General features: G+C 66.1%; 22 protein-coding genes, 1 pseudogene and 1 riboswitch. Of the genes and pseudogenes, 9 read left to right on the top strand and 14 right to left on the bottom strand.

What is annotated here, in order from left to right; all coding sequences use genetic code 11:
- Positions 1 to 36 precede the first annotated feature (36 nt).
- The 4 genes from P2Q66_RS21275 (at position 37) to P2Q66_RS21260 (ending at position 3,230) form a co-directional block, all read left to right on the top strand.
- Positions 37 to 537, top strand: a complete 501-nt coding sequence (locus P2Q66_RS21275) for a DUF427 domain-containing protein (RefSeq protein WP_275731342.1) — start codon at positions 37 to 39, stop codon at positions 535 to 537.
- A gap of 105 nt (positions 538 to 642) precedes the next feature.
- Positions 643 to 1,353: a response regulator transcription factor gene (locus tag P2Q66_RS21270; RefSeq protein ID WP_079597846.1), complete on the top strand. Its 711-nt coding sequence runs from the start codon at positions 643 to 645 to the stop codon at positions 1,351 to 1,353.
- Positions 1,354 to 1,355: 2 nt separating this feature from the next.
- Complete coding sequence (locus P2Q66_RS21265) at positions 1,356 to 2,834, top strand: HAMP domain-containing sensor histidine kinase (RefSeq protein ID WP_275731340.1); 1,479 nt, start codon at positions 1,356 to 1,358, stop codon at positions 2,832 to 2,834.
- A 108-nt stretch (positions 2,835 to 2,942) separates the two neighbouring features.
- On the top strand, positions 2,943 to 3,230 hold the full coding sequence (locus tag P2Q66_RS21260) for a WXG100 family type VII secretion target (protein WP_079597847.1): 288 nt from the start codon (positions 2,943 to 2,945) through the stop codon (positions 3,228 to 3,230).
- A 92-nt stretch (positions 3,231 to 3,322) separates the two neighbouring features.
- Here the strand turns inward: P2Q66_RS21260 and P2Q66_RS21255 are convergent, their stop codons facing one another.
- Positions 3,323 to 4,372, bottom strand: a complete 1,050-nt coding sequence (locus P2Q66_RS21255) for a ribonuclease HI family protein (protein ID WP_275731339.1) — start codon at positions 4,370 to 4,372, stop codon at positions 3,323 to 3,325.
- A 247-nt stretch (positions 4,373 to 4,619) separates the two neighbouring features.
- Here P2Q66_RS21255 and P2Q66_RS21250 point away from each other — a divergent pair, with 247 nt between their 5' ends.
- Complete coding sequence (locus P2Q66_RS21250) at positions 4,620 to 5,939, top strand: sugar ABC transporter substrate-binding protein (protein WP_275731337.1); 1,320 nt, start codon at positions 4,620 to 4,622, stop codon at positions 5,937 to 5,939.
- A gap of 143 nt (positions 5,940 to 6,082) precedes the next feature.
- Here the strand turns inward: P2Q66_RS21250 and groL are convergent, their stop codons facing one another.
- The 5 genes from groL to P2Q66_RS21225 all read right to left on the bottom strand — a co-directional run bounded on the left by groL (position 6,083) and on the right by P2Q66_RS21225 (position 10,704).
- Positions 6,083 to 7,711: a chaperonin GroEL gene (groL, locus tag P2Q66_RS21245; protein WP_079597850.1), complete on the bottom strand. Its 1,629-nt coding sequence runs from the start codon at positions 7,709 to 7,711 to the stop codon at positions 6,083 to 6,085.
- Positions 7,712 to 7,999: 288 nt separating this feature from the next.
- Entirely contained in the window at positions 8,000 to 9,271 is a 1,272-nt protein-coding gene (locus P2Q66_RS21240) for an ABC transporter substrate-binding protein (protein ID WP_275731336.1), read from the bottom strand.
- Complete coding sequence (locus P2Q66_RS21235) at positions 9,268 to 9,474, bottom strand: cold-shock protein (protein ID WP_015936110.1); 207 nt, start codon at positions 9,472 to 9,474, stop codon at positions 9,268 to 9,270. The genes P2Q66_RS21240 and P2Q66_RS21235 overlap by 4 nt, the downstream gene beginning before the upstream one ends.
- Positions 9,475 to 9,643: 169 nt before the next feature.
- The gene (locus tag P2Q66_RS21230) at positions 9,644 to 10,315 is read right to left on the bottom strand and encodes a LytR C-terminal domain-containing protein (RefSeq protein WP_275731335.1); all 672 of its coding nucleotides are present in this window, start codon (positions 10,313 to 10,315) and stop codon (positions 9,644 to 9,646) included.
- A gap of 47 nt (positions 10,316 to 10,362) precedes the next feature.
- Positions 10,363 to 10,704 (bottom strand): DUF3263 domain-containing protein, encoded by a 342-nt coding sequence (locus tag P2Q66_RS21225; protein WP_275731334.1) that lies wholly within the window; start codon positions 10,702 to 10,704, stop codon positions 10,363 to 10,365.
- 140 nt (positions 10,705 to 10,844) lie between these two features.
- Here P2Q66_RS21225 and P2Q66_RS21220 point away from each other — a divergent pair, with 140 nt between their 5' ends.
- The gene (locus P2Q66_RS21220) at positions 10,845 to 11,615 is read left to right on the top strand and encodes a uracil-DNA glycosylase (RefSeq protein WP_275731333.1); all 771 of its coding nucleotides are present in this window, start codon (positions 10,845 to 10,847) and stop codon (positions 11,613 to 11,615) included.
- Positions 11,616 to 11,629: 14 nt separating this feature from the next.
- Positions 11,630 to 12,469 carry a siderophore-interacting protein gene (locus P2Q66_RS21215; protein WP_275731331.1) on the top strand — a complete coding sequence of 280 codons (840 nt, stop codon included), beginning with the start codon at positions 11,630 to 11,632 and terminating at the stop codon, positions 12,467 to 12,469.
- A 52-nt stretch (positions 12,470 to 12,521) separates the two neighbouring features.
- On the opposite strand, the gene P2Q66_RS21210 is transcribed toward P2Q66_RS21215, so the two are convergent.
- From P2Q66_RS21210 to P2Q66_RS21200, 3 genes are all read right to left on the bottom strand, one after another.
- Positions 12,522 to 14,024 carry a threonine/serine exporter family protein gene (locus P2Q66_RS21210; RefSeq protein WP_115524196.1) on the bottom strand — a complete coding sequence of 501 codons (1,503 nt, stop codon included), beginning with the start codon at positions 14,022 to 14,024 and terminating at the stop codon, positions 12,522 to 12,524.
- Positions 14,025 to 14,091: 67 nt separating this feature from the next.
- Positions 14,092 to 15,408 carry a peptidoglycan bridge formation glycyltransferase FemA/FemB family protein gene (locus P2Q66_RS21205; RefSeq protein ID WP_275731330.1) on the bottom strand — a complete coding sequence of 439 codons (1,317 nt, stop codon included), beginning with the start codon at positions 15,406 to 15,408 and terminating at the stop codon, positions 14,092 to 14,094.
- 123 nt (positions 15,409 to 15,531) lie between these two features.
- The gene (locus tag P2Q66_RS21200) at positions 15,532 to 16,665 is read right to left on the bottom strand and encodes a peptidoglycan bridge formation glycyltransferase FemA/FemB family protein (RefSeq protein WP_275731329.1); all 1,134 of its coding nucleotides are present in this window, start codon (positions 16,663 to 16,665) and stop codon (positions 15,532 to 15,534) included.
- Between the two features lie 148 nt (positions 16,666 to 16,813).
- On the opposite strand from P2Q66_RS21200, the gene P2Q66_RS21195 reads away from it, so the two are divergent.
- Positions 16,814 to 17,335, top strand: coding sequence for a TspO/MBR family protein (locus P2Q66_RS21195; protein ID WP_254865587.1), 522 nt, complete (start codon positions 16,814 to 16,816; stop codon positions 17,333 to 17,335).
- A 48-nt stretch (positions 17,336 to 17,383) separates the two neighbouring features.
- Here P2Q66_RS21195 and P2Q66_RS21190 read toward each other — a convergent pair whose 3' ends face one another.
- The 5 genes and pseudogenes from P2Q66_RS21190 to P2Q66_RS21170 form a co-directional block, all read right to left on the bottom strand.
- Entirely contained in the window at positions 17,384 to 18,754 is a 1,371-nt protein-coding gene (locus P2Q66_RS21190; protein ID WP_275731328.1) for an L-serine ammonia-lyase, read from the bottom strand.
- Positions 18,755 to 18,817: 63 nt separating this feature from the next.
- Positions 18,818 to 19,228: a glycine cleavage system protein GcvH gene (gcvH, locus tag P2Q66_RS21185; RefSeq protein ID WP_275731326.1), complete on the bottom strand. Its 411-nt coding sequence runs from the start codon at positions 19,226 to 19,228 to the stop codon at positions 18,818 to 18,820.
- Positions 19,229 to 19,741: 513 nt separating this feature from the next.
- A complete protein-coding gene (gene gcvT / locus P2Q66_RS21180) occupies positions 19,742 to 20,890 on the bottom strand; it encodes a glycine cleavage system aminomethyltransferase GcvT (protein WP_275731324.1) in 1,149 nt (382 codons plus the stop codon).
- An 8-nt stretch (positions 20,891 to 20,898) separates the two neighbouring features.
- A pseudogene (gene gcvP, locus P2Q66_RS21175) lies at positions 20,899 to 23,775 on the bottom strand (aminomethyl-transferring glycine dehydrogenase).
- 184 nt (positions 23,776 to 23,959) lie between these two features.
- Positions 23,960 to 24,057, bottom strand: a riboswitch (glycine riboswitch).
- Positions 24,058 to 24,149: 92 nt separating this feature from the next.
- Positions 24,150 to 24,686 (bottom strand): TetR/AcrR family transcriptional regulator, encoded by a 537-nt coding sequence (locus P2Q66_RS21170; protein WP_115524189.1) that lies wholly within the window; start codon positions 24,684 to 24,686, stop codon positions 24,150 to 24,152.
- An 84-nt stretch (positions 24,687 to 24,770) separates the two neighbouring features.
- On the opposite strand from P2Q66_RS21170, the gene P2Q66_RS21165 reads away from it, so the two are divergent.
- The gene (locus tag P2Q66_RS21165) at positions 24,771 to 26,336 is read left to right on the top strand and encodes an MFS transporter (RefSeq protein WP_275731323.1); all 1,566 of its coding nucleotides are present in this window, start codon (positions 24,771 to 24,773) and stop codon (positions 26,334 to 26,336) included.
- Positions 26,337 to 26,350: the final 14 nt, after the last annotated feature.

The following is a 26,350-nucleotide window of genomic DNA, read 5'->3' as shown; positions in this document are numbered from 1 at the left end:
CGTGCAGGCCGGGGATGCCGGGTGCACACTGGAGGAATGCGAGCCAGCAAAACTCCCGATGTTCCCCTTCCCGGCCAGGAATCGGTATGGGACTATCCGCGACCGCCAAAAGTGGAGCGAAGCAGTGAGCGGATCCGGATCGTCCTGGGCGGGGAACTGATCCTGGACACCACGGATTCCCTCCGTGTCCTTGAGACTCGCCATCCTCCCGTTTACTACCTGCCCCGTTCCGCGTTCATCCCGGGAGCCCTGGAGCCTGCACCCGGAAGCAGCTTCTGCGAGTTCAAAGGTTCAGCCCGCTACCTCACTGTCCGAGGCGGCAGCGCGGTAGCGGAAAGGGCGGCCTGGTTCTACCCCGAGCCGGTTGCGGGATACGGGGACCTGGCGGACCGTGTGGCGGTCTACCCCGGCAGGATGGACTACTGCGAGGTGGACGGCGAGCGCGTGCGTCCGCAGGCCGGCGGCTTCTACGGCGGCTGGATCACAGACCGGGTGGTGGGTCCGTTCAAGGGAGAGCCGGGGACCATGGGCTGGTAGGTCTCTGGCAGCCCGCCTCGTCCAAGCAGCCTTGGTGGCTGATCCCGGACGTTTCTTTCATGGAACATCCAGACAACTCCCAGAGACTGGGAGCATGATGGGAGCATGAACAAGAACGGCCCAGAAGCGAAGCTCCTCGTTGTCGACGACGAACCCAACATCCGCGAGCTGCTGTCCACCTCGCTGCGGTTCGCAGGGTTCGAGGTTGTTTCGGCGGCCAACGGCCGGGATGCCCTGGCGGCTGCGGATACGCACACCCCCGACCTGGCCGTGCTGGACGTCATGCTTCCGGACATGGACGGGTTCACCGTCACCCGCAAGCTCCGCGCATCGGGCAAGCACTTCCCGGTGCTGTTCCTGACCGCCAAGGATGACACCGAGGACAAGGTCACCGGCCTCACGGTGGGCGGGGACGACTACGTCACCAAACCCTTCAGCCTCGACGAAGTGGTGGCCCGGATCCGCGCTGTCCTGCGGCGCACCCAGCCCCTGCTGGACGACGACGCCGTCATCCGCGTCGGCGACCTGGAACTCGACGACGACGCCCACGAGGTCCGCCGCGGCGGCACCGTCATCGAGCTCTCCCCCACCGAGTTCAAACTGCTGCGCTACCTCATGCTGAACCCCAACCGTGTGCTGTCCAAGTCCCAGATCCTGGACCACGTGTGGGAGTACGACTTCAACGGCGATGCGTCCATTGTGGAGTCCTACATTTCCTACCTGCGCCGGAAGGTGGACATCGATCCCGAGGCCCCGGCACTTATCCAGACCAAGCGCGGCGTGGGCTACGTGCTGCGGACGGCAGAAAAGCGCTGACCTTGCTGGATCGGTGGAAGTCGTCCTCCCTGAGGACGCAGCTGGTGGCCATGATCATGGCCCTGCTGATCGTGGCGCTGACGGTGACCGGTGCGGGCACCCTTGCGCTGCTGCACAGCTTCCTGCAGGGACAGGTGGATGACAAGCTGAATGCGGCGGTGCGCCTCGCCGAAGAGCAGGGTTCCTTCACCCAGCTGCAGGCGCCCAGCCCGAGGGTTCCCACCGACTATTCGCTGACGCTTTTTGTGCCCGACGAGGAGCCCTTCCCCCTCAGCCGGGACACCGACGGGGGCGGTCCTGATATCAGCTCCATGTCGGTGGAGCAGGCCCAGTTGCGTGGCGGTTTGCCTTACCAGGTGAGGGGCACTGACGGCGAGAACTGGCGGGTGGTTGCGGTAACGGTCCTCGCCAACAACCGTCCCGCCGTCGTGGTTATTGGGCTGCCGCTCCAAAGCGTGGATGACGTCCTCAAGCACGCCACGCTGGTGGTCATCGGGGTGGGCCTGCTCACGCTCCTGTTGGCCTCGTTGATTGCGAGCTGGACTGTCTCCCGGTCCTTCCGGCCCCTGGCGCGGGTGGAGAAAACCGCGGCCGCCATTGCTGCCGGCGACTTGTCCCGGCGGGTGGAGGTGGAAAATCCGGCTACCGAGCTCGGCCGGCTCAGCAGTTCGTTGAACGCCATGCTCGCCCACATCGAAACCGCCTTCGCGGCGCGCACCGCTTCCGAGGCAAGGATGCGCCGTTTCGCCGCCGATGCTTCCCACGAACTGCGCACCCCGCTGGTGACCATCCGCGGCTTCTCCGAGCTGTACCGCCACGGGGCATTGACCACCGACGAGGATGTAGCAACCGCCATGGGCCGGATCGAAAGTGAAGCCAAGCGCATGGGATCCATGGTGGAGGATCTGCTGCTTCTGGCCCGGCTTGATGAGCAGCGCCCGCTCCAGCAGAAGCCCGTGGACCTGCAACTGGTTGCCCACGATGCTGTGGTGGACACCAAGGCCGGCGCCCGTTCGAGAGTGATTTCGTTGACCGGGCTCGACGGCGGGACTGCCACTCCGGCCCCGGTGCTGGGCGACGAAGCCAAGCTCCGCCAGGTGGTGGGCAACCTCGTGGGCAATGCCTTGCGTTACACCCCAGAGGGCTCGCCCATTGAACTTGCGGTGGGGGTGCGGACCGTGGACGGGGAAGCCCGCTCCATCATCGAAGTACGCGACCACGGGCCGGGCATTTCCGACGAGGATGCGTCCAAGGTCTTTGAGCGTTTCTACCGGGCAGACACCTCCCGGACCCGGGAAACGGGCGGCAGCGGACTGGGCCTGGCCATTGTGGCTGCGATCGTGGGATCCCACGGTGGTTCCGTGCGGGTGGAAACCACCGACGGCGGCGGCGCCACCCTTGTGGTCAGCCTCCCCTACCGCGGCGACCCGCCGGAGCGGGCGGACGCCCAAGGCAGCGACGGCGAGGTTATCCACATATAGCCTCCGCGCGTGGCAGGGGCAACAGGCGCGTCCATAGGCTCGTTGCAGCAGCCCGGAACAGCCGGGCAGGGAAGCGCACCGCTGCCCATCTCAGCGAAAGGCACTGCCATGAGCATTATTTCCGTCGATACCGAACTGCTTCAGCTGAAGTCCGCGAACGTGCAGGCAACAGTGGACAGGATCAGCGCCGATGTCCAGGCCATGAAGTACGGCCTGGACGAACTGCAGGGCTCCTGGCGGGGTTCGGCAGCCACCACCTTCCAGGCCTTGATCGCCGAGTGGACCCTCACCCAGGGCAGGGTGGAGGCATCTTTGGCTTCCATCAACGCGGCGCTGGCATCGGCCGCCGCCACCTACGTGCAGGCGGAGCAGGGCAACACCCAACGCTTCAGCTGAGGGGCTGCCGGCCGGCACCATCCTCAGCGGCGGCCCAGGACAGTGGCGGCGCAGGACAGTGGCGGCGATGCCCGGGCCGGAGCGCGGGCCGGCTACGCTTCGGGTGTTCCCTGGTGGAACCTCAGCCGCCACCGGCTGCCGTCAAGGACCCACAGGGAGCTGCGGAGGGTGGTGCCGGACCGGGCAAAGCTCCGGTATGTCAGCAGGACGGCACCCGTGCCGATGCGGTCCACCCCCAGGATTTCAATGTCTGTCCGTTCCCCGGGTTCCTCTTCCAGTGCCATCATCATGGCGTCACGCGTCCAGACGCGCCCTGAGCTGCCGATCTCCATGAAGTCGGGGTGCAGCAAAACAGCTGTCCGCCCGATGTCGCCGCGCACCAGCGGCCCCAGGAGTTCGCGCTCCAGCTCCTCTACCAGGGCTTCAGGCGAGGGGGCCTGCTTCTGCGCGTCCGCGACGTCGAAGGGGTCGGTTTCCAGCTGGCTGAACAGGTCAAGCTCGTCCGGACCCGCGGCGGGCGGGATGTCTGCGGTCCGGGTGGCGGTTGTCCGGGTGGCTGTTCCAGGGGTTGTTGCCCTGGCGGCTGGTGCCTGGGGCATTTCTACCGCCCGCGGTGTTGCAGCAGCGGCAGCAGCGGGCACTCCACGTGCATCATGGCCAGCCGCAACCAGATGGGAGCCTGGAAACCCGGGGCCGGACCGCGCGGCAACGCCTTGCTGGTAGGCGGTGGCTGCAGCCCGGGCGCGCTCGTCCGCCGCTTCGTTCAGTTCATGACCGGCGTGCCCCTTGACCCACTCGAAGGTGTACTTCCGGCCGGCAAGCTCCCGGTCCAGTTCCTTCAGGAGCTCCACATTCAGGACCGGCTTCCCGTCAGCCTTGCGCCAGCCCTTGCGCTTCCACCCCGGCATCCACTTGGTGATCGAGTTGATGACGTACTGGCTGTCGCACAGGATGCGCAAGTCCTCCTGCGGGAGGTGGGCGGTGGCCCGGAACAGGTCCAGGACAGCCATCAGTTCGCCCTGGTTGTTGGTCCCGTGGGGCCACCCGCCGGCGCGCCAGCAATCATCATTCACGTACCAGGCCCAGCCGGCCGGGCCCGGGTTTCCCAAGGCCGAACCGTCAGCCGCTGCAGTAATCGTCACCGGTCCATCCTGCCAGACCTGGACCACAATGCGGGCGTTTGCTGCCAGATCGCCCGCAGCCCCAAGGGAGGCGCCCGGGCTTGTCCTGCCCTCGCCTATGCCCAACAATCGGGAAAGCGGTTACCGAAAGTTCTTGACGGAAGGGATGGATCAGGGAACAATCGCTCTTATTGAAATGAGAAAACGCTTTCTCGGGCGGCGGTACGGATGCCGACCTGCCGGGAGGCGGTACCAGGAAGGCACATCAATGACGATTCGGACTGTAAGCCGGCGCAAGTTCCAGCTCGGCGCAGCGGCCCTGGCCCTCTCCATCCTCGCTACCGGCTGTGGCGCGTCCGGCGGAACCGGCGGGTCAGGCGGCAATGAGCAGGTCACCCTGCGGTTCGCCTGGTGGGGCAACGAGTACCTCAACGCGCAGACCGAAAAGGTCATCGCAGCCTTCGAGGCGGAGCACCCCAACATCAACATCGAATCCGAGCCCGGCGAATGGGGCAGCTACTGGGACAAGCTGGCCACGAAAACCGCCGCCAACGATGCTCCCGACGTGATCCAGATGGACCAGAAGTACATCGCCGAGTACGGCGGCCGGGGGGCGCTGCTGGATCTGTCCAAGCAGGACGGCATCGACACCTCCAAGCTGGACAAGGAGGCCTTGGCTTCAGGGCAGTACGACGCCGCGCAGTACGGTCTCAGCACGGGTCAGAACGCCTACGTCATTATGGCCAATACCAAGGTCTTCGAGGCAGCGAACGTACCTATCCCGGATGACACCAGCTGGACCTGGGACGACTTCATGGAAACGGCGTCGAAGATCAGCGCTGCCGGTGACGGAAAGAACTACGGCGCCGCCTACGGCAGCAACGAAGCCGACTTGATCATCTGGCTGCGGCAGCACGGCGAGGACCTGTACTCCAGCGACGGCAAGCTGAACTTTAATACCGCGACGGCGGCGTCCTTCTGGGAGCGCCTGAAGGAGCAGCGGGACGCGAAGGCCAGCCCGCCGGCAACGGTGGCCACGGAGGACTCGGGGGCCGGCCTGGAGGAAAGCCTGTTCGGAACCAACCGGGTGGGCATGGCCTGGTGGTGGACCAACCAGCTCGGCTCGCTGGAAGCCACCACCGGCAGCAGCATCAAGATGCTCCGCGCACCAAGTGTCGACGGCTCGGCCGCGAAGAACGGCATGTACTACAAGCCCACCATGTTCTGGTCCGCCTCGTCGCGCTCAAAGCACCCCGAGGAGGCTGCGACGTTCATCAACTACCTCACCAACAGCCCGGAGGCCGGAGGCATCCTGATGACGGACCGCGGCGTGCCCACCAACCCGGAGATCGTTGACAGCATTACTCCTGCGCTGAAGCCTGCGGACACCACCGTCGTGTCCTTCCTCAAGGACATTTCACCTGACATCCAGGAAGCACCGCCGGTTCCGCCGGTAGGGGCCGGCAGCGTGCAAAACGTGATCAAGCGCTACACGGATGAAGTGCTGTACGACCGCCTCACCCCGCAGGCTGCGGCGGAGGCCTTCAAGAAGGAAGTCGAGGGGATGCTGTCCAGCGCCAGGAAGTAGCAAAGGCACTGCCCGGCCGGACCACCACGCAGTGCCGGACCACCACCCGGCCCGGCAACCGCTGACCGCACAACGACAAATGCGGCCCCCTCGCAGAGGGGGCCGCATTTGTCGTATCAGCGGGACAGGTCCCGGCAGGAAGGCTAGAAGCCGCCCATGCCGCCCATGTCGTCGCCGCCGCCAACGGGAGCGGCGTTCTTCTCGGGCTTGTCGGCCACAACTGCCTCGGTGGTGAGGAACAGGCCGGCAATGGAGGCCGCGTTCTGCAGGGCAGAGCGGGTTACCTTGACGGGATCGTTGACGCCGGCAGCCAGCAGGTCGACGTATTCGCCGGTGGCTGCGTTCAGGCCGTGGCCTGCGGGCAGGCCGCGAACCTTGTCAACAACAACGCCCGGCTCGAGGCCGGCGTTGAAGGCGATCTGCTTCAGCGGAGCGTCGATGGCAACACGGACGATGTTGGCGCCGGTTGCTTCGTCGCCGGACAGCTGCAGGTTGGCGAATGCCTTGGCGCCGGCCTGGATGAGGGCCACGCCGCCACCCGCGACGATGCCTTCTTCAACAGCAGCCTTTGCGTTGCGCACTGCGTCCTCGATGCGGTGCTTGCGCTCCTTGAGCTCAACCTCCGTGGCGGCACCGGCCTTGATGACTGCAACGCCGCCGGCCAGCTTGGCCAGGCGCTCCTGCAGCTTCTCGCGGTCGTAGTCGGAGTCGGAGTTCTCGATCTCGGCGCGGATCTGGGAAACGCGGCCGGCGATCTGGTCGGCGTCGCCTGCACCCTCGACGATGGTGGTCTCGTCCTTGGTGACAACAACCTTGCGTGCCTTGCCCAGGAGTTCGAGGCCGGCGTTCTCCAGCTTCAGGCCGACTTCCTCGGAAATGACCTGGCCGCCGGTGAGGACGGCGATGTCGGCGAGCTGTGCCTTGCGGCGGTCACCGAAGCCGGGGGCCTTGACGGCCACGGACTTGAAGGTGCCGCGGATCTTGTTGACGATCAGGGTGGCCAGGGCCTCGCCCTCGATGTCCTCGGCGATGATCAGCAGCGGCTTGTTGGACTGCATGACCTTTTCCAGGACAGCAACCAGTTCCTTGACGTTGGAGATCTTGGAGTTGACGATCAGGATGTACGGGTCCTCGAGGACCGTTTCCTGGCGCTCTGCGTCCGTGACGAAGTAGGCGGAGATGTAGCCCTTGTCGAAGCGCATGCCTTCGGTGAGTTCCAGCTCCAGGCCGAAGGTGTTGGATTCCTCGACCGTGATCACGCCTTCCTTGCCAACCTTGTCCAGGGCTTCGGCAATGAGGGCACCGATTTCGTCGTCACCGGCGGAGATCGAGGCCGTAGCGGCGATCTCTTCCTTGGTTTCGATTTCCTTGGCGGAGTTCAGCAGCTCGGCGGTGACGGCCTCAACGGCCTTCTCGATGCCGCGCTTGAGGGACAGCGGGTCGGCGCCGGCAGCAACGTTGCGCAGGCCTTCCTTGACCAGGGCCTGTGCCAGCACGGTAGCCGTGGTGGTGCCGTCGCCTGCGACGTCATCCGTCTTCTTGGCAACTTCCTTGACCAGCTCGGCGCCGATCTTCTCGTAGGGATCGTCCAGCTCGATCTCCTTGGCGATGGAAACACCATCGTTGGTGATCGTGGGGGCGCCCCACTTCTTTTCGAGGACGACGTTGCGTCCACGCGGGCCGAGGGTGACCTTAACGGCGTCGGCGAGGGTGTTCAGGCCCCGCTCAAGGCCGCGGCGTGCCTCTTCATCAAATGCAATGATCTTGGCCATAACGGCAGTAGTCCTTTCGGGACAGTCGTTAAGATTGAACCTTCGCTGCAGTGCCCGCGACGGACGATCCTTTGCCGGCGGCCTCTGTACGCCTCCGGGTGGGGATCTCACTCCAGTTAGGTGTTTCTTCGCTCCTTGACCGCTGCCGTGCGCCGCCCGGCGGAACCAGGCCTTGCTTTAGCAGTCGGTACGTCAGAGTGCTAACTCAATAATTAGCACTCCCCACGTGAGAGTGCAAGCGAAAGAGGCCCCCAACCGGCAGTCCGCCCTGGTATTCGCCGAGGGCGATCAGCTCGCGGCGCGGCCCGCTGTCTCCCGGCCGCTGGGCGCGGGAATGTTGTCGGCCCCGTATGTAAACACCATGAAGTTGGCCGTGGTGATGTCTCCGTTGTCGTCAAACGCGACCGGGCCGGATTCGCCGTCGTAATTTATGACGCCAGCCGATGCCAGTCCGGCCAGGCATTCCTTGTAGGAGGCGCAGGCAGCAGCCGCGGGGGTATGCGCCCCAGCCACTCCCCCGGACACGCTGATCAGGTTCGCCGTGACGGAGCGGCCTGCATCATCCTCCGCCATGGCGGCAGCCAGGGCAGCAAGGGTAACGGCGTCGTATGTCTCGGCCGCGAACGATACGTCCTTCAGTTTTCCGTCGACGGCCAGCAGCCGCTCCTGGAATCCCGCGGAGGGAAGCTGCCCCGGAACCACCGCGCGGGCGCCGTCGAGTGCCCTGGCGCCCAGCGTGGACCCGTACCGGGCGAAGGCGCCGTCGCTGATGATGATGCGGTCCCCGGCTACTCCGGCATTGTTCAGTTCTGCCAACGCGCCCTGCGCACCCTCGCGTGCAATCAGGATCACCGCATCGGATGCGGCTTTCGCTGCCTCACCGGCGGCTCCGCCGGCCTCCCCCGGCGTGAACCCCTCCGTCGCCGCAACCTTGAGTCCGGACTGCCCGGCGGCGTCGGAAACAGCCGTCGAAACGTCCTTGCCGTAGGAGCCCTCCTGGTACAGCACGGTGACAGTGGCGGCGCCGGCATCCTTGGCGAGTTTGACCAGGACGGGAGCCTGGGCCACATCCGCGGCCGCTGTCCGGAAGTAGTAGCCGCCGGAGTCGGTGCCGGTGAGGCCCGCCGCAGTGTTGGCCGGTGAGATCAGCGGCGTGCGTGCCCTGGACAGGACGTCGATGGTTGCTTCGGCGTTGCTGGAATCGGTGGGCCCGATCACCACGTCGGCCTTTCCGGCTACCAGGGCGTGCGCCTGGGCTGCCGCGTCCTGGTCCGTGGCGACGGGGAGGAGCTCCACGGGCCGGCCCTTGTGGCCGCCTGCGTCGTTGATGTCCTTGACTGCGAGCCTGGCCGCTGCCAGCTGGGGTGCGTTGAGGAAGCTGCTGTCACCGGTGTTGTCCAGGACCAGGCCCACGCGCAGGATGCCGTCCCCGGACGCCTCCGCTGCTTCGACGCGCGCGTTGCCGGTCACGCCGGAACACGCCGTCGCGGCCAGGAGGGCGCACAGGGAGAGGGCAAGCGCCGGACGGATCCGGGCGGCGGGGCGGAACAGCGGCTTCACTCGGCTGGCCGGACGCTTTCGGCCTGGGGGCCTTTCTCGCCTTCGCCGACTTCGAGCTCCACCCGCTGGCCCTCGTCGAGTGCGCGGTAGCCCTCACCCTGGATGGCGGACCAGTGGACAAAAATGTCGTCCCCGGACCCGTCGACGGTAATGAAGCCGTAGCCCTTCTCCGCGTTGAACCACTTGACGGTTCCCAATGCCATGATGACCAACTCTTTCCGTTGAGACCGGGGAACCCGCGCCGCTGTCTGCTGCCTGGCCCCGGAACGAAGCCTGAATTTCACTCTAGCCAATGCCGGGCCGGCGCCGCAGTCAGCGTAGGGCAGGGGCGGCAAACGTTACTGATGCGTGACCGGTGCCACAGAAAATGCCCTAGCGGTAGCCCGGACCCAGCACCACAACCAGCGGCACCTGGAACTCGGTGCTGCTTACCAGGGTGGGCACTCCCAGCAGTTCCGCCAGCGCCTGGGCGTTCGCCAGCTGGCCGGCACCGGAGTAGAAGATGGTGGAGCCCTGCTGCGGCGCACCGGCCCAGTTGCCCACCTGTCCCAGCGTCCAGCCGTCCGCCTGGACCGTACCGCCCACGCGGCTTGCCAGCCCCGCCGTCCCGGCCGCGTTGTAGACGGCTACCGGCTGGGTCCTGTCCAGGAAAACCGGTGCATCAGCCGAGGGAGTGGGCTCAGCTTCGGCCTCGGCACTGGGCGAGGGCTCGTTCGAGGCGGACGGTACAGCTTCAGCGGAGGGTGTTGCGTTGGCGGAGGGCTCTGCCGGGCTTTCCTGGGCGGCGGGTTCCGTTGCGCCGGTGTCCGCCAGCGGGCTGGCCGCCAGGCTTGACGCCTGGCTTGACGCCTGGCTGCCCGTACCGCCGAAGCCCATCTTGGGAAGGATCAGGAAGGACACCACGCCAATGGCCAGGGCCACGAGACCCACCGCCAGGATGAGCCACAGCCGCACCCGGGCCGGGGCGGAAGCCGTGCGGTGGACACCTTGGCGCGACGAGTTCTCGGGGACCTTGTCGAATTCATCGCGGGCGTATTTGGTCATGATGGAAGGACATCCTTGGTGATTGCTGCTGAAGGGCGTGGGGCGTCCTAGGCGTCGGACCCCAGGCGCCGTGCGGTGCGTGCACGGTGGCGAGACGTACGTAGTCTACGCAATCTCTTGACCAGCATGGGATCGTGCGCCAGGGCATCCTCGCTGTCGATCAGCACGTTGAGCAGCTGGTAATAGTGCGTCGCGGAGAGGTCGAAGAGCTCCCGGATGGCCTGTTCCTTGGCTCCGGCGTACTTCCACCACTGCCGCTCGAGGGCAAGCATCTGCTGCTCGCGCTCACCCAGCGGCGAGTCCCGAAGGGTGAAATCGGCCAGGAGCTGGTTCCGCGGCTCCTGCTCCGGCACATGTCCGGGCATGTGTTCCCGGGCCGGTTCCGCCACGGCACACTCCTCCGCTGGTAGGGGCAAATGTCTTACCCCCATGCTACGGACGAATAACAGCGTTGTCATTTGCGCCCGGGTCCAGGCAAGGAAGCAACGCGACAACCATCCCGGCGGCGTTCCCCTGCAAGAATGGAACGATGTTTGAATCAGACGCCTTGTTCGAACTGGAGCGTGAACCCGCCGACGCCATCGATTTTGCCGGGCTTGCACACCGCCCGCTGGCAGACCTCGTGGCGCCCGACTGGGCTAATGCGCTGGCCGGCGTGGAAGGCGACCTTCGGCAGGTCCTGTCCTTCCTGGCCACAGAAGTCGCGGCGGGGCACCAGGTCCTGCCGTCGCCGTCGAACGTCCTGCGCGCCTTCCGCCAGCCCTTGGCCGGCGTGAAAGTCCTGGTGGTGGGGCAGGATCCCTACCCGACGCCGGGTCACGCCGTGGGCCTTTCCTTTTCCGTGGACAAGCGCACCCGGCCCATCCCCCGCAGCCTTGCCAACATCTACCGGGAGCTGGAGGATGACCTCGGCATTCCGGCGCGGGTCCACGGCGACCTGTCCGCGTGGGCGGAGCAGGGGGTGCTGCTGCTGAACCGGGTGATGACGGTGCGTGCCGGGTCGGCAGGTTCCCACCGCGGCAAAGGCTGGGAGAAAATTACGACGGCGGCCGTCGCCGCTGTTGCCGGCCGCCGCTCTCCGGACGGGTCGCCCGTGCCCCTGGTTGCGCTGCTGTGGGGGAAGGAAGCCGAGTCGGTCCGCCCGCTCCTGGGCCGCACACCCATTGTGTCCAGCGCCCATCCGAGCCCGCTGTCCGCTTCCCGCGGCTTCTTCGGCTCCCGCCCCTTCAGCCGGGTGAACCAACTGTTGCGGGAGCAGGGCGCCCTGGACGTAACCTGGGAACTGCCGCCGGCCCGTTAGCTTAGGCTTGCCTTATGAGCATTGTTCCCGCAGCAACCAGCGCCAGCAAGAAGACCCGTCCGCAGATCAACCTCGAAGTAGTGCGCAGGGAAGAGCTTTCTCCGCACATGGTCCGGATCGTCGCAGGCGGGGAAGGCTTTGGGGACTTCGTCAACAACGGCTTCGTGGACCGGTACGTCAAGATCGTTTTTCCGCAGCCCGGAGTGGAATACCCCGCGCCCCTGGACCTGTGGACCATCCGGGAGACCATGCCGCGCGAACAGTGGCCCTATACCCGCACCTACACCCTCCGCTGGGTTGATCCGGCGGCCCGCGAACTGGCCATCGATTTTGTGGTCCACGGCGATGAAGGGCTGGCAGGCCCCTGGGCGGCCAAGGCCCAGCCAGGCGACGCGCTGACCTTCACCGGCCCGGGCGGCGCCTACAACCCCAACCCGGACGCCGACTGGTACCTGTTTGCCGGCGACGAGGCGGCACTGCCGGCCATCGCGGCGTCCTTGGAAGCCCTGCCGCCGGAGGCCACCGGCCTGGCGTTCCTGGAGGTGGATTCCGACGCCGACATCCAGCTGATTGCCGCGCCGGCCGGGGTGCAGATCACCTGGCTGGCCCGCAACGGCGTCCCGGCAGGTTCCAGTGACCTGCTGGTCAAGGCGGTAGCGGACGCCGAATGGCCCGGCGGAACGGTGGACGTTTTCGCCCACGGTGAGCGCGGCTACATGAAGGCACTGCGGGACGTGTTCTTCACGCAGCGGGGCCTGGAGCGCCGGCAGGTGTCGCTGTCCGGCTACTGGGCGCAGGGCCGGGTGGAGGACGCCTTCCAGGCCGAAAAGAAACTGCCGGTCGGGCAGATCTGACGCGTCCGCCGTGGGACCGGCCACGGCGGGAGGACAGCGCCGCGGGGTACGCCTAGCGGCGGCGGGCGCGGCGCCGCTCGTTGCTGGCCAGGCTCCTGGTCAGCGGCCGGGCGAGCGTGTCGCCGAGGACGATGCCTGCCGCCGTGCCCAGGACGATCGCACCGGCGCTCAGCATGTTCCCGGCACCAACCAGGATTTCCGACTCTTCAACCGTGAGCACGTACATGGACCGGAAGATGGTGAGGCCCGGCAGCAGGATCAGCGCGGCGGGCACCGCAACCACCAGCTGGGGCGCGCCCATCCGAAGCGCCACGACGCGCGCCAGCAGCCCGATGACCACGGCGGCGAGAGCGGGCGAGAACCGGTCGCCGATGCCCAGCAGGCCGCCGCCGAGCAGGACGAGATAGCCTGCGACGCCCACAGCCGCAGTGGGCAGCAGGAGCTGCCAGCTGGTCTGTTCCGTGATACCGATGGCCATCACGGCCACTGCCACGAAGATGATCAGCACCCACAGGTCGTAGGCGGGCGGGAAGGTCTGGGTGACATCGATCCGCTCCATGCCGGTCAGTTCGCCCACCACAAAGGCCACGGCGATGCCCGCCACGATGGCGCCGAACGTCAGCAGCGTCGAAAGGAACCGCCCGGCCGCCGTGACCGGGAAGCCGTTGATGGCGTCCTGGACGGAGGAAACGAGGCGGCCCGTGGGCAGGAGCAGCAGGATGCCGCCCACCACCACGATGGCCGGCGAGGTGGTCAGCCCGAACTGCCAGAGGAGCAGTGCCAGCTGGGTCACCACGAAGGAGCAGCTGGCCGTGATAAAGAAGTCCGGCACCCGCCACCGCCCCAGCTGCCGGGCCAGCAGGCTCACGCCGATGTTGGCCGCAAACGCAATGGCCGACGACACCGGCCCGCCTCCAAGGACGCCCACGAACACGGCAGCGAAAATGCCGAAGGCCACCGTGACCATCCAGCGGGGAAACGGTTTGGGGCTGGTAATGGCCTCGTTAAGCCGCCGGATGGCCTCATCGCGGCCCACTCCCCCGGCCACGATGTCGGTCACCAGCTGGTGCACTTTGGCCAGTCCGGCATAGTTGTTGGTCCAGGAGCGGACGACCCGCAGCAGCGCAATCGGCGTCTGGTCCTTGGGCGCATAGTTGATGCCCACGGACTGGTTGGTGATGTCCACCTCGATGTTCTTCAGTCCCAGCGCGGCGGTGACGGCAATGATGCTGGTCTCCACCTCCAGGGCACCGGCCCCGTACCGGAACATGGTTTCGGCGAGGTGCAGGGCGAAGTCAAGGGTCTTGCGGGCGGACGTGTCCACACCGCCTACCTGGATGGTGGGGTTGGCGTAGGGGCTGCCGGCGAGCCGGTCCACGATGCTCAGCGGCGCCGTCGGAGGGTTCTCGCTCTGGACCAGCCGGCGCAGCATCCTCTTGGCGGCGGCGTTCTGCCTCAGCTGGGCGGGAGTCAGCGGCTCCGTCTTGGGCAGGCCGTCAGTGTGCGGCCTGCCTTTGGGGTACCCGGCCCCGGGGTGTTCGGGCAGGTCTGTCATGGTTCCCTCCTCCCAATGCAGGTGAACTGTTCGGTTGTGTGATCAGTGGGCTGGTGCAGGCAGCCGGTCAGGCGGAGCGCCTTCCGGGCAGCTTGCCCAGCAATGTCCGGGCCGCTGCGGCGGCCGCGCGGGCCAGCCGGTTGGCGTGGAACACGGCGGGCCGGACGGGCAGCACGAAGTCGCCCACCAGTTGGACCACCTCGCCGCCGAAGCCCTTCTTGAAGGCGTAGCCGCCGTGGCCTTCCTGGTCCTGCCCGGAGATCCCGAATGTCCCGTAGAAGTTGTAGCGCGGGTACCCCTTTTCGAGGGCGTGCAGCATCATGCCCCAGTACAGCGAGGTGGCGCCGTTGAAGTAGATGTAGTCCTGGACGGTGCCGCCGATGACGCACACCACCTCGTCGCCGTAGCAGACGAAGTGGATGGCTGCCACGGTGGCCACTCCCACCGAGTCGGGGAAGCGTTCGATGTCCTTTAGGCTGCGTTCGTAGCTGTCCACGAGGTCCTGGACCACCTTGAGCCGGTTGGCCTTCTTCTTGCTTCCCGTCTCCTCCACCTCGCGGCGGAGGTCCGCGGCCGTGGCTGACTCGGCGGCCAGGCGGTCAGTGATGGACTTGCGGTAGGCCGGGATGTCGATTTTGGCCATCATGAGCTTGGTGAACTCGGGTGATGTGGTGCGCAGCAGGTGCTCGTAGTACGCGCGTTCGCGGTACACGAAACCCTTTTCGTCGCCGGCGTGGCTGAGGGCACCGTAGAAATCATCAAGGGTGTCCAGGGTGGCCTGTTCCAGGAACACGCCATTCTTCTCTGCCTTGCGGATGGCTTTACGGGTGCGGTAGCTGGTGCCCATGATGAGCTCCTCCGCGTCCTGGATGCCTTCGAGGCTCTTGATAAACATCCAGTTCACGTTGACGAAGTTCATGTCCAGGCCCTGGTGCTGGAACCCGAGCCCTTCGAGCCGGGCCACCAGGGGCCGGTTATCCTCCACCTCGGGATGTTCCGCGCCGTCCTCGTCACGGGCAATGTATTTGAGGTTCGGCGAGATCCGCAGTTCCGCGGCCTTGCGTTCGCCGCCCCGCTTGCGGAGAAGCTCGACGACGGCGCGCACCAGTTCGGGGTCGTCGTAGTCCATCAGGGGGCCCTTGGCGCATTCACACACCGTGTATCCCAGGCGGGTGGTGGTGAAGTTCAGCTTCCCGGCCGCCACCAGTTCGCCGTCGCGCCGGACTCCGAAGAGTTCCACCTGCTGCCCGCGGGCGCGCTGGAACCGGGCAAAGTCGACGGACTGCAGGAAGCTGTTCTGCGGATGCTTCAGGGCGAAGGCCTCAAAGTCGGCATCGCTAAGGACCGCGAATTCAAGGTCTGTGGCGGTAGGAACTGGAGTCAAGGGAATTACCTTCTTCATATCTCTTTCCGGCCTGCAGGGCAGTCGCGGGGCGGGACGGTGTTCGGGCGGCGGCGCAGCCGCGGTGTGGCTGATCTCCAGGACGGCCTGGGGTTCGGCGTGTGGTCAGTAGAACTGCTGGCCGGTCCGAGCCGTTTCAATCCGGCGGAACACCCGTTCAGCGCCCTTGACCCACAGCCTGTGCCGGAGGGGAGCCAGGACGTAGTCGTGGCACCCCACAAAGTCGGTCACCGTTTTGGTGAAGCTGGTCTTGAACATCCCCATGCCGTAAAGCGTGTGGCTCTTGTCCTTGATGCGGGAGGACGGCGGTGTGCCGCAGAAGTCGTATTCGGTGCAGCCCAGTTCCTGCATGCGGCGGATGGCCGTCCACTGCACCAGGTGTGAATCGCCGTATTGCTTGCGGTTCTGCGTGGACCCGCCGTCCTTATAGGTTGCCTTGGCGCCGTAGTTGATCACGAAGGCGCCGACGCTGGGTTTCCCGTCCTCGTAGGCAAAGAAGAAGTGCCCCTGGCCGCGGTCGCAGAACTCATCCCAGAACGCGGCGTAGTAGTCGTAGCTGCGCAGCGGCATGGACCCCTTGGCCTCAACAGTGTCCGCCATCAGGTCGTAGAGTGCCCGGTACGTTTCAGGGCCATGTTCCTTGCGGACCACCTCGCAGCCTTCCCGTTCCGCACGCCGGATGGCGTTGCGGGCGCGGGAGGAGATGGCCTTGAAGACGGCTTCTTCAGGCTGGGAGATGTCCAGCAGTGCGGTGGAATCGTTGGACTGGATGTTGGGTGCCTTGACCAGTCCGGCGGCGGCAATCTGTGCCTGGGCATCGCCGGAGTCAATGATGTCCGGTTCCACCTTGATGGTGAAGACGTTCAGTTTGCGGCTGCGGGCAAACGCGGCACAGGCGTCGAGGGCTGCTTTCAGGTCGTCCGCCGCCGCGAGGTCGGGGCCCTTGATGAGGTACCACAGCCGGCCGAGCACGGGGAACTTCTTTTCCAGCACCAGGTTGTAACTGGCGGTTCCCGGGCTTTCAAGCACAAGGAACCGGACTTTCCAGCCGCTGCCGTTCTTCACCGACGCGTAGGCCGCCGACTGCAGCATATTGCCGCCGTTCGGATTGGCCGTGACGTGCTTGTCCCAGTTTTCAATTTCCTCGGCTGTGGCAAAACGTGCGGTGAATTCTCGCAAGGGGGCCGTGTCCAATCGGGTTGATGCGCGGTTTCGGTACTCGTAGCTGCGTGCGGACATGCAGCCTCAAGTCTAAAGCCTGCGGCGGTCCCGGCTTTCCGCCGCAAGCGGATGTGCAGCCTGCGGGATGTTTCCGTAGGGCCCACGCCTTGACTCGGGCAGGGGCGTTCGCAAGGGTGGGAGGATGCAGCCAAACCGGGAACAATTGATGCCGCTGCCTGAAGGAAGCGCCCGGACATACAGCGCCGGAGTCCAGGCGGCAGCCCTGGCCGGCTTCCTGGCGGCATCCTTCCTGGTTGCCGCCCTGGGTGGACTGGCCACCGTCAACAACGTGGACGGCTGGTATGCCACAGCGGACAAAGCGCCCTGGTCGCCGCCCAACGGCGTCTTTGGACCGGTGTGGACCGTGCTGTACACGGCAATGGCGGTTGCTGCGTGGCTGGTGTGGCGGAAACGCACCGGCAGGACAAAGGCCGCGCTGACTGTTTATGGCATCCAGCTGGGCCTCAACCTTGCCTGGACTCCGGTCTTCTTCGGCCTGTATCCCACGCTTGGCCCCGCAGCACTGTGGCTGGCGCTGGCCATCATCCTGGCCCTGATCGCCGCCGTCACCCTCACCGTCCTGCAGTTCGGCCCCATCAGCAGGACGGCCGGCCTGCTCCTGCTGCCGTACGTGGCGTGGCTGGTGTTCGCCACCACGCTGAACTGGTGGGCCGCCGCGCACAATTAAGCCGCGCACAATCAAGGTTCCGTCCACAACGGACAGCGGCCCCTGGGATCAGCATTCGACGACGTTGACGGCGAGGCCGCCCATGGCGGTTTCCTTGTATTTGGAGGACATGTCCTTGCCGGTTTCGCGCATGGTGATGATGACCTCGTCGAGGGAGACGCGGTGGGTGCCGTCGCCCCAGAGCGCCATTTTCGCGGCGTTGATCGCTTTCGCGGCGGCGATCGCGTTCCGTTCGATGCACGGGACCTGGACCAGCCCGCCGATCGGGTCACAGGTCAGGCCCAGGTTGTGTTCCATCGCGATTTCCGCGGCGTTTTCCACCTGCGCCGGGGACCCGCCCATCACCTCGGCCAGGCCCGCGGCCGCCATCGACGACGCCGACCCCACCTCGCCCTGGCAGCCCACCTCCGCCCCGGAAATGGATGCCTGTTCCTTGTAGAGCACCCCGACGGCACCGGCCGCCAGCAGGAACTTCACCACGACGTCGTCGCGGTCCTGCTGACCGGCCTGGTCCATGCCCGGGGCGAAATGCAGCGCGTAGAACAGCACCGCCGGGATGATCCCGGCCGCGCCGTTGGTCGGCGCGGTCACCACCCGCCCGCCCGAGGCGTTCTCCTCGTTCACGGCCAGGGCGATCAGGTTCACCCACTCCTGCCAGTACTTCGGGTCATGGAAGTCCTGGTCCTGCCCGTCACTGTCCGGGGTGTCAGGTTCCAGCCGAGAGCTTTCCTTCTTCAGCCGCTCGTACCAGTCCGGGGCCCGGCGTCGGACCTTCAGCCCGCCCGGCAGCACCCCCTCACGCTTCAACGACGTCGCCACGCAGTCCTCCATCACGGACCAGATATGCAGCAGCCCGGCGCGGATCTCCTCCTCCGTACGGGAGGCCTTCTCGTTGACCAGCATGACATCGCTGATGCCCAACCCGGTTTCACGGCAGTGCTCCAGGAGCTCGGCCGCGGTGCGGAACGGCAGCGGCAGTTCCTTCTTCGACTCCTCCAGCTCCTGCTGCGCCGCGTCGGCACCGGTCACGGTGAACGTCATCCCGTTGGTATGCCGCGGCAGGACAGTCAACGGCCGCAGCACCATGTCCTTCACCCCGTACGGCAACGCCACCGCCCCGGCCAACTGCAGCACACCGGTCTCCGCTATCCCAGCCAGCCGGACCTCCACCTCATCAGGCAGGATCAACTCCGGATGGAACCCCTCCAACCCCAACAAAATCGCGGTCATCGTCCCATGCCCGTGCCCGGTCGCAGCCAAAGACCCATACAAGTCCACCCGCAACCCCGCCACCTCCGCCAGCACCCCGGAAGCCTTCAACTCCTCCGCAAAAACAGCAGCAGCCCGCATCGGACCGACGGTGTGCGAGCTTGATGGTCCGATTCCAATGGAAAAAAGGTCAAAAACACCAACAGCCATGACGGAAATCCTTACTAAAACACTGCGATCGAGGAGGTAGCTGACTGTTCTTCCGGTTCAACGCTACGCGCTTGCAACCCCTTCGGCGCCGTCCAGGTCGCCGCCGTTTTTCGACGCGTATTCCTGCGCGGACAGCAGCGGCCCCTCGGACTCCGCTGCCACTTTGAAGAGCCAGCCTGCGCCGTAGGGATCGTTGTTGATCAGCGCAGGATCGTCCACGACGGCCGGGTTGGTCTCCACCACTTCGCCGGTCACCGGGGCGTACAGATCAGAGACGGACTTCGTGGATTCCACCTCGCCGCAGGTCTCCCCCGCGGTCACCGTGGAACCAACCTCGGGCAGGTCCACGTACACAATGTCGCCGAGGGCATCCGTCGCGACGGCGGAAATCCCCACAGCCACAAGGTTCCCACCCTCCCGGGCCACCCACTCATGCTCGTCGGAATACTGAATTTCAGCGGCTACTTTGGGCATATCTTTTCCTTACGTAATTTTTCTGGCGAAACTCTGTGGCTGGGTTGGGTGGAGTGGCCCCGGCATCCTCTGCATGCTGCTCCTTCGTCGCTTTGACGCATGCTGCCGGATACCGCGGCCCCTCCCACATCAGGTCACCTTTGAGAGCGCAACAGTTTCAAAGCAACAACACCCTGCCCAACCGCACATCTTCAATCCGTGTCGAGGCGGGTGGTCCGGAAGAACGAATGAACCAACGGCAGGCGGGACTTCCTAAAAAATGGGGCATCAGGAACTCGGAAGCGCCTGCGAAGGTGACCTGCGCGGGCCCATCCCCAGAACTTAGCGGTTCAAGCAGCGCTAAAAGGACGCATGCAAAGCCCAAGGTGACGTGCAAAGCCCCCTTGGGCCCGGTATCCGGAGACGTGCGTCTAAGGGAGCGTCACGTCCGCTCAGCGGGCGTCTTCGCGACCGAGCACGCGGAGGATGCCGGGCCCAACGGGCACAAGGCAACCCTGGGGTTGTCAGACCGGGCTACTTTTGGCGCTTGTAGAACGGCAGTTCGACGACTTCGAAGGGCTCTGCCTTGCCGCGGAGGTCGATGTCGAGGGCGGTGCCGGGTGCGGTGTGTTCGACGTCGACGTAGGCCATGGCGACGGGGTAGCCGAGGGTGGGTGAGGGCTGGCCGGAGGTCACCTCGCCGACGGTGACACCGTCTTTGAGGACCGGGTAGTGGGCGCGGCCGGCGCGGCGGCCCAGGCCCTTGAGTCCTACCAGGCGGCGGCCGGAGGTGGTGCCGGCGCCGGCTTCCTTCTTGGCTGCCAGGGCCGCCTTGCCCACGAAGTCGCCTTCCTTGGAGAGTGCGACGACGGGACCCAGGCCGGCGGCGAACGGGTCACCCTGCAGGGACAGTTCGTTGCCGTACAGCGGCATCCCGGCTTCAAGGCGCAGGGAGTCCCGGCATGCCAGCCCGGCGGGCGTGAGCTCGCCGTCGTCGGCGATGGCGATGAGTGCCTGCCAGAGGGCGGCCGCGGCGTCGTTGGCCACGAAGATCTCGAACCCGTCCTCGCCGGTGTACCCGGTGCGGGCCAGCAGGAGTTCCTGCCCTGTGCCGGCCACCAGGAACGGCACCTCGACGGCGGCGTAGTACTTCAGCTCCGTGACGGCGCTGTGGTTCGCGGCGGGCACCAGCCGGAGCAGCAGCTCCTGTGCTTTCGGGCCCTGGACTGCGATCAAAGATGTCGCTGCGGACGCATCGCGGACATCGACATCAAACTCTGCTGCCCGCTCTGCCAGCGCCGCGGCCACCACTGCTGCGTTGCCGGCGTTGGGGACCACCAGGAACACGTCGGTGCCGTCCGGTGCTGCCGGGCGCCGGTAGGTGATGAGGTCGTCGATGATGCCGCCATCCTCGTTGCAGATCAGCGAGTACTTGGCCTTGCCCACCGGCATGGCGGAGATCCTGCCCACCAGGGCATAGTCCAGGAACGCGGCCGCATCGGGGCCGGTCACCCAGACCTCACCCATGTGGGACAGGTCGAACAGCCCCGCGCCCTTGCGGACGGCGTGGTGTTCAGCCAGTTCTGAGCTGTATTTAAGCGGCATCTGCCAGCCGCCGAAGTCCGTGAAGGATGCACCCAGTTTTTTGTGCTCGTCGTAGAGAGCGGTGTACTTCTCAGGCATGCTGGTCCTTAGTTCTCGAAGTCTTCAAGCGGCGGGCAGGAGCAGATGAGGTTGCGGTCCCCGGCTGCGCCGTCGATCCTGCCCACAGGCGGGAAGTACTTGTCCTGCTTGAGGTGGTGGACCGGGAAGGCGGCCTGTTCCCGCGGGTAGGCGCGGTCCCAGTCGGAAGATACGACGGCGGCTGCCGTGTGGGGTGCGCGGCGCAGCGGCGAGTCGGCCACGGTGAAGTCGCCGTTCGCCACCTGGTCGATTTCGTGCCGGATGGTGATCATGGCTTCGATGAAGCGGTCCATCTCGGCGAGGTCCTCGGACTCGGTGGGCTCCACCATCAGCGTCCCGGCCACCGGGAAGGCGAGGGTGGGGGCGTGGAAGCCGAAGTCGATGAGGCGCTTGGCCACATCCTCGGCCGTGACGCCGGTCTTCGCCGTCAGCTCGCGCAGGTCCAGGATGCACTCGTGCGCCACAAGTCCGCCTTCGCCGGTGTAGAGGACGGGGAAGTGTTCGTTGAGGCGGGAGGCGATGTAGTTGGCAGCCAGGAGCGCGGACTTCGTGGCCTCGGTCAGGCCCTCGCCGCCCATCAGCTTCACATATGCCCACGAAATCGGCAGCACGCCTGCGGAGCCGAAGCGGGACGCGGAAATCGGTACGTCGTTGCCTTCGGTCCACGACGCCGCGTCGCCCGGCATGAAGGGTGCCAGGTGTGCCTTGGCCGCGACCGGTCCGACGCCGGGGCCGCCGCCGCCGTGCGGGATGCAGAAGGTCTTGTGCAGGTTCAGGTGCGATACGTCGCCGCCGAACTTGCCGGGTTGGGCCAACCCGACCAGGGCGTTGAGGTTGGCGCCGTCGATGTAGACCTGGCCGCCGGCCGCGTGGATGGCGTCGCAGACCTCGCGGACGTCGGCGTCGTACACACCGTGCGTGGACGGGTAGGTGATCATGATCGCCGAAAGCGCGTCCCTGTGCGCGTCGATCTTGGCGTACAGGTCCGCGTGGTCGATGGTTCCGTCGGAGGCGGTGGCCACCACCACAACCTTCATGCCGGCCAGGACAGCGGAGGCAGCATTGGTGCCGTGCGCGGAGGCCGGGATCAGGCAGACATTGCGCTGATCGTCGCCACGGGACAGGTGGTAGCCGCGAATCGCCAGCAGCCCTGCAAGTTCACCCTGGGAACCGGCGTTGGGCTGGATGGACACCTGGTCATAGCCCGTGATCTCGGTCAGCTGCGCCTCGAGGTCAGCAATCAGTTCACGCCAGCCCTCGGTCTGCGAATCCGGGGCGAACGGGTGGATCGAGGCGAACTCCGGTCAGGAAATCGCTTCCATCTCCGCCGTGGCGTTCAGCTTCATGGTGCACGAACCCAGCGGGATCATGGTGCGGTCCAGCGCCAGGTCCCGGTCGGACAGCTTCCGGATGTACCGCAGCAGCTGGGTCTCGGAGCGGTGCGTGTTGAACACCGGGTGCTGCAGGTAGCCGCTGGAGCGTTCGACGGCGGGGTCCAGCGCAAAACTGCCGGTAGATCCGACCGCTTCGGCGCCGAAGACGGAAACGACATCGGCGACGACCGCCGTCGTGGTGGTTTCATCAACGGAGATGCCTACCGTGTCGGCGTCGATGCCCCGCAGGTTGATGCCCTTGGCCTCGGCGGCCGCAACGATTTCGGCAGCCCTTCCGGGCACGCGGACGGTGAGGGTGTCAAAGAAGGAGGTGTGCAGAACCTCTGCCCCGGCAGCCTTCAGGGAAGCAGCCAGCGTGCGGGCGTGGCGGTTGGCGGTCTGGGCGATCGCCTTCAGCCCCTCGGGGCCGTGGTAAACGGCGTACATCGACGCAACGATGGCCAGCAGGGCCTGCGCGGTGCAAATGTTCGACGTCGCCTTCTCGCGCCGGATGTGCTGTTCGCGGGTCTGCAGCGCAAGCCGGTAGGCGGGGACACCGGCGTCGTCCTTGGACACGCCCACCAGGCGGCCGGGCATGGAGCGCTCGAGCCCCTTCTGGACTGCCATGTACGCGGCGTGCGGGCCGCCGAAGAACAGCGGGACGCCAAAACGCTGGGCCGAGCCGACGGCGATATCGGCGCCCTGCTCCCCCGGCGGGGTGATCAGGGTCAGCGCCAGGAGGTCAGCCGCGACGGTCACGAGTGCGCCGCGTTCCTTGGCTTCACCGATAACGGCGGAGTGGTCGAAGACGCGGCCCGAAACGCCGGGCTGCTGCAGCACGATGCCGTTGATGGCACCGTCCGGCAGGCCCGCGGACAGGTCGGCAATTTCAACTTCGAAGCCGAGCGCTTCAGCGCGGCCCTTGACGATCGCGATGGTCTGCGGCAGGCAGTCCGCGTCCAGGACTGTCTTGCCATCCCTGGCGTCCTTGTTCTTGTTCGCGCGGCGCATCATGAGTACCGCTTCGGCCACGGCGGTGGCTTCATCGAGCAGGGACGCGTTGGCGATGGGCAGGCCAACGAGGTCCTGGACCATGGTCTGGAAATTCAGCAGCGCCTCAAGCCGGCCCTGCGAAATTTCAGGCTGGTACGGGGTGTAGGCCGTGTACCAGGCCGGGGATTCCAGGATGTTGCGGCGGATCACGGGCGGGGTCACCGTGTCGAAGTAGCCCTGGCCGATCATCTGCACGGCCGTCCTGTTCTTGGCTGCCAGCTTGCGCAGTTCGGCGAGCGCTTCCACCTCGCTCAGGGCCGTGGACAGTTTCAGCGGGGTTTCCTGACGGATGTCCTTGGGGACCGCCGTATCAACCAGGGCGTCCACGGTGTCGAAGCCGACGGCTTGCAACATGGCGTCGACGTCGGCCTGGCGCCGTGCGCCAATATGACGGTCAACGAAGGTGGCAGCTGAGGCCAGGGAGGCGGAGGCCGGAGATACGGTCACGAGGAACTCCATAATTCAGGTGGCGCAGGGTACGCCACATCGATTCGGGTTCCTCCCCGCTCTGTATTGGACCTGAGAGTTTCCGCGTTGCCGTGCTTGCGCATGGCCCCGCTTGCACCGTCGGTGAGCACAACAGTCCTTGGTCTCCCGTAGCCGGGATGGCACAGGCGGACTGCCTGCTGCTTTCCAGAGGTGCCTCGCCGCGGCGGTACATGGGCCTGTGAGATTCCTGGGGAGGGTTTGCTCCTACGGCGCCTGCTTGTACTTTCGGCAGAACTCTCCCGCCGCAGATCAAAGGCTATTCATTTGGATTGCTGAGAACGGCCGGTGAGGGCCTTCACAGCCTCCAATTGTCCTACGCCGCAGCCCCTGGGGCAAATGGCGGCCTACCTGCGCAGGCGCTCCAGGGCAGCAAGGAGATTGTCCACATCCGCGGCGGCTCCGCCTTCCGGCACGGGGCCGACGGCCAACATGGCATTGAAGTAGAGCCCGTCCCCCATGTAGAGCACTGCTTTGGCCAGTGCCGGGCCCACATCGGCGGCAATCTCGTCCAGCCAGCGCTGCTGGATGGCGGCGAAGCGGCGGCGCGTTTCCTCGTGCGCCACTTCTGCGAGCCGGGTCGCGGCGACGATTGCCCGGTCCAGCGGGGTGTCAGCCCAGACGGAGGACCTGATGAAGTATGCCGCGGCCCCCTCCTCCGCCTTGGCCATGGCATCGGCGTCGGCTCCGGCCAGTTCGTCCAGCCGGTCCAGCAGCACCTGGATCAGGGCTTCCTTGTTTGGAAAGTGGTAGAGCAGGCCGCCCTTGGAAACCCCGGCCTTCGCCGCGACGGCGTCAAGGGTGGCTGCACGCTCCCCCACGTCGATCAGAAGGGTTTCAAAGGCGTCAAGTACGGCGTCGCGGGCTACGGGCTTGCGGGGCATGCCTCTAATCATGCCTTCCTCCATGCATCATTCCTCAAACCCCAACGGTTCGTAACTATACCGTCCAGACGGTACAGTTATGGCATGACCATTTCCGCTGGCACCACCAGGACCTCCGCATCTGCTTCCGGCAGTCCGCTTTCCCGGGCGCTGTGGCGTGACTGGCTTGCCCTGGGACTGCTGATGTTCCCGGTGCTGCTGGTCGCGGTGGACAACACCGCGCTGACGTTTGCCCTGCCCGCCATCGCAGGCTCACTGGACCCCTCCGGAGTCCAGCTCCTGTGGATCGTGGATGCGTATCCGCTGGTCCTTGCAGGACTGCTGGTGTCCATGGGAAGCCTGGGCGACCGCATCGGCCGCAGGAAGCTGCTGATCACCGGCAGCATCGGCTTTGCCGCACTGTCCGCCGCCACCGCCTTCGCACCGAGCCCGGAGTGGCTGATCGCCGGCCGCGCATCCCTGGGATTCTTCGGCGCCATGCTGATGCCCTCCACGCTGTCCCTGATCCGCAACATCTTCCCGGAGCCCAACCGCCGCCGGCTGGCCGTCGCCATCTGGGCTGCAGGGTTCTCAGGGGGCGCCGCCCTGGGACCGATCTTCGGCGGCTGGCTGGTGGAGCAGTTCTGGTGGGGCGCGGTCTTCCTCGTCGCCGTTCCCCTCATGCTGCCCCTTCTGGCCTTCGGACCTGTGTTCATTCCGGAATCGAAGGACCCGTCGCCGGGGAAGGTGGACGTTCCCAGCATCGTGCTCTCCCTGCTGGTCATGGTTCCGGTGGTCTACGGAATCAAGGACATTGCCACCGAGGGGCCGGGACCGGCAGGCCTGGGCAGCATGGCGTTCGGGCTGGTGATGGCAGCCGTCTTTGTGCGCCGGCAGCTGACGCTGGCCAACCCGCTCCTGGACATGTCCCTGTTCCGGAACAGGGTGTTCAGCATGGCCATCGCGGCCAACGTCCTGGCCCTGTTTTCGTTCAACGGCTTTATCCTCTTCCTGGCCCAGCACCTGCAGCTCCTCGAGGGCATGTCTCCCTCCTCTGCGGGGATTGCGATGATCCCGGCACTGGTGGCCACGGTTGTGGCAGGCCTGGTGGTTGTGCCGCTCGTCCGGCGGGTGCGGCCCGGATTCGTGGTGGGAACAGGACTGGCCTTCAGCGCCGCCGGCTACAGCCTTGTCACCTTCGGCAACCACAGCGGCGGCCCGGCACTCCTGTTGGCGGCCCTCCTGATCCTTGCCCTGGGCGTGGGCACTGCCGAGACCATTTCCAACGACCTCATCCTGGGTGCTGCACCGCCCGAGAAGTCGGGTGCGGCGGCAGCGATTTCCGAGACGGGCTACGAGGTGGGTTCGCTCCTGGGCACGGCGGTACTGGGCTCCATCCTGACAGCCTCCTACCAGCACAACCTCCGGCTGCCGGCCGGACTGCTGGAAGCCGCTCCGCCCTCCGCCGCGCACAACGCCGGCGAAACGCTCGCCGGCGCCATGGAAGTTGCCTCAGCACTGCCCGCTCCCCTGGCGGACGCCGTCCGGGACACCGCGGCCGCAGCCTTCAACTCGGGGGTTCACATCACGGCCGCCATTGGGCTGGTACTGATGGCGACGGCGGCAGTGCTCGCCGCCGTCGTGCTCCGCAAAGTGCCCAAGGCCATCTAAGGCGGCGCGCAACA

The organism is Arthrobacter sp. Cr_A7 (genome assembly GCF_029222765.1).
Lineage (GTDB): Bacteria > Actinomycetota > Actinomycetes > Actinomycetales > Micrococcaceae > Arthrobacter.
This window is presented reverse-complemented; position numbering and strand designations above follow the sequence as displayed.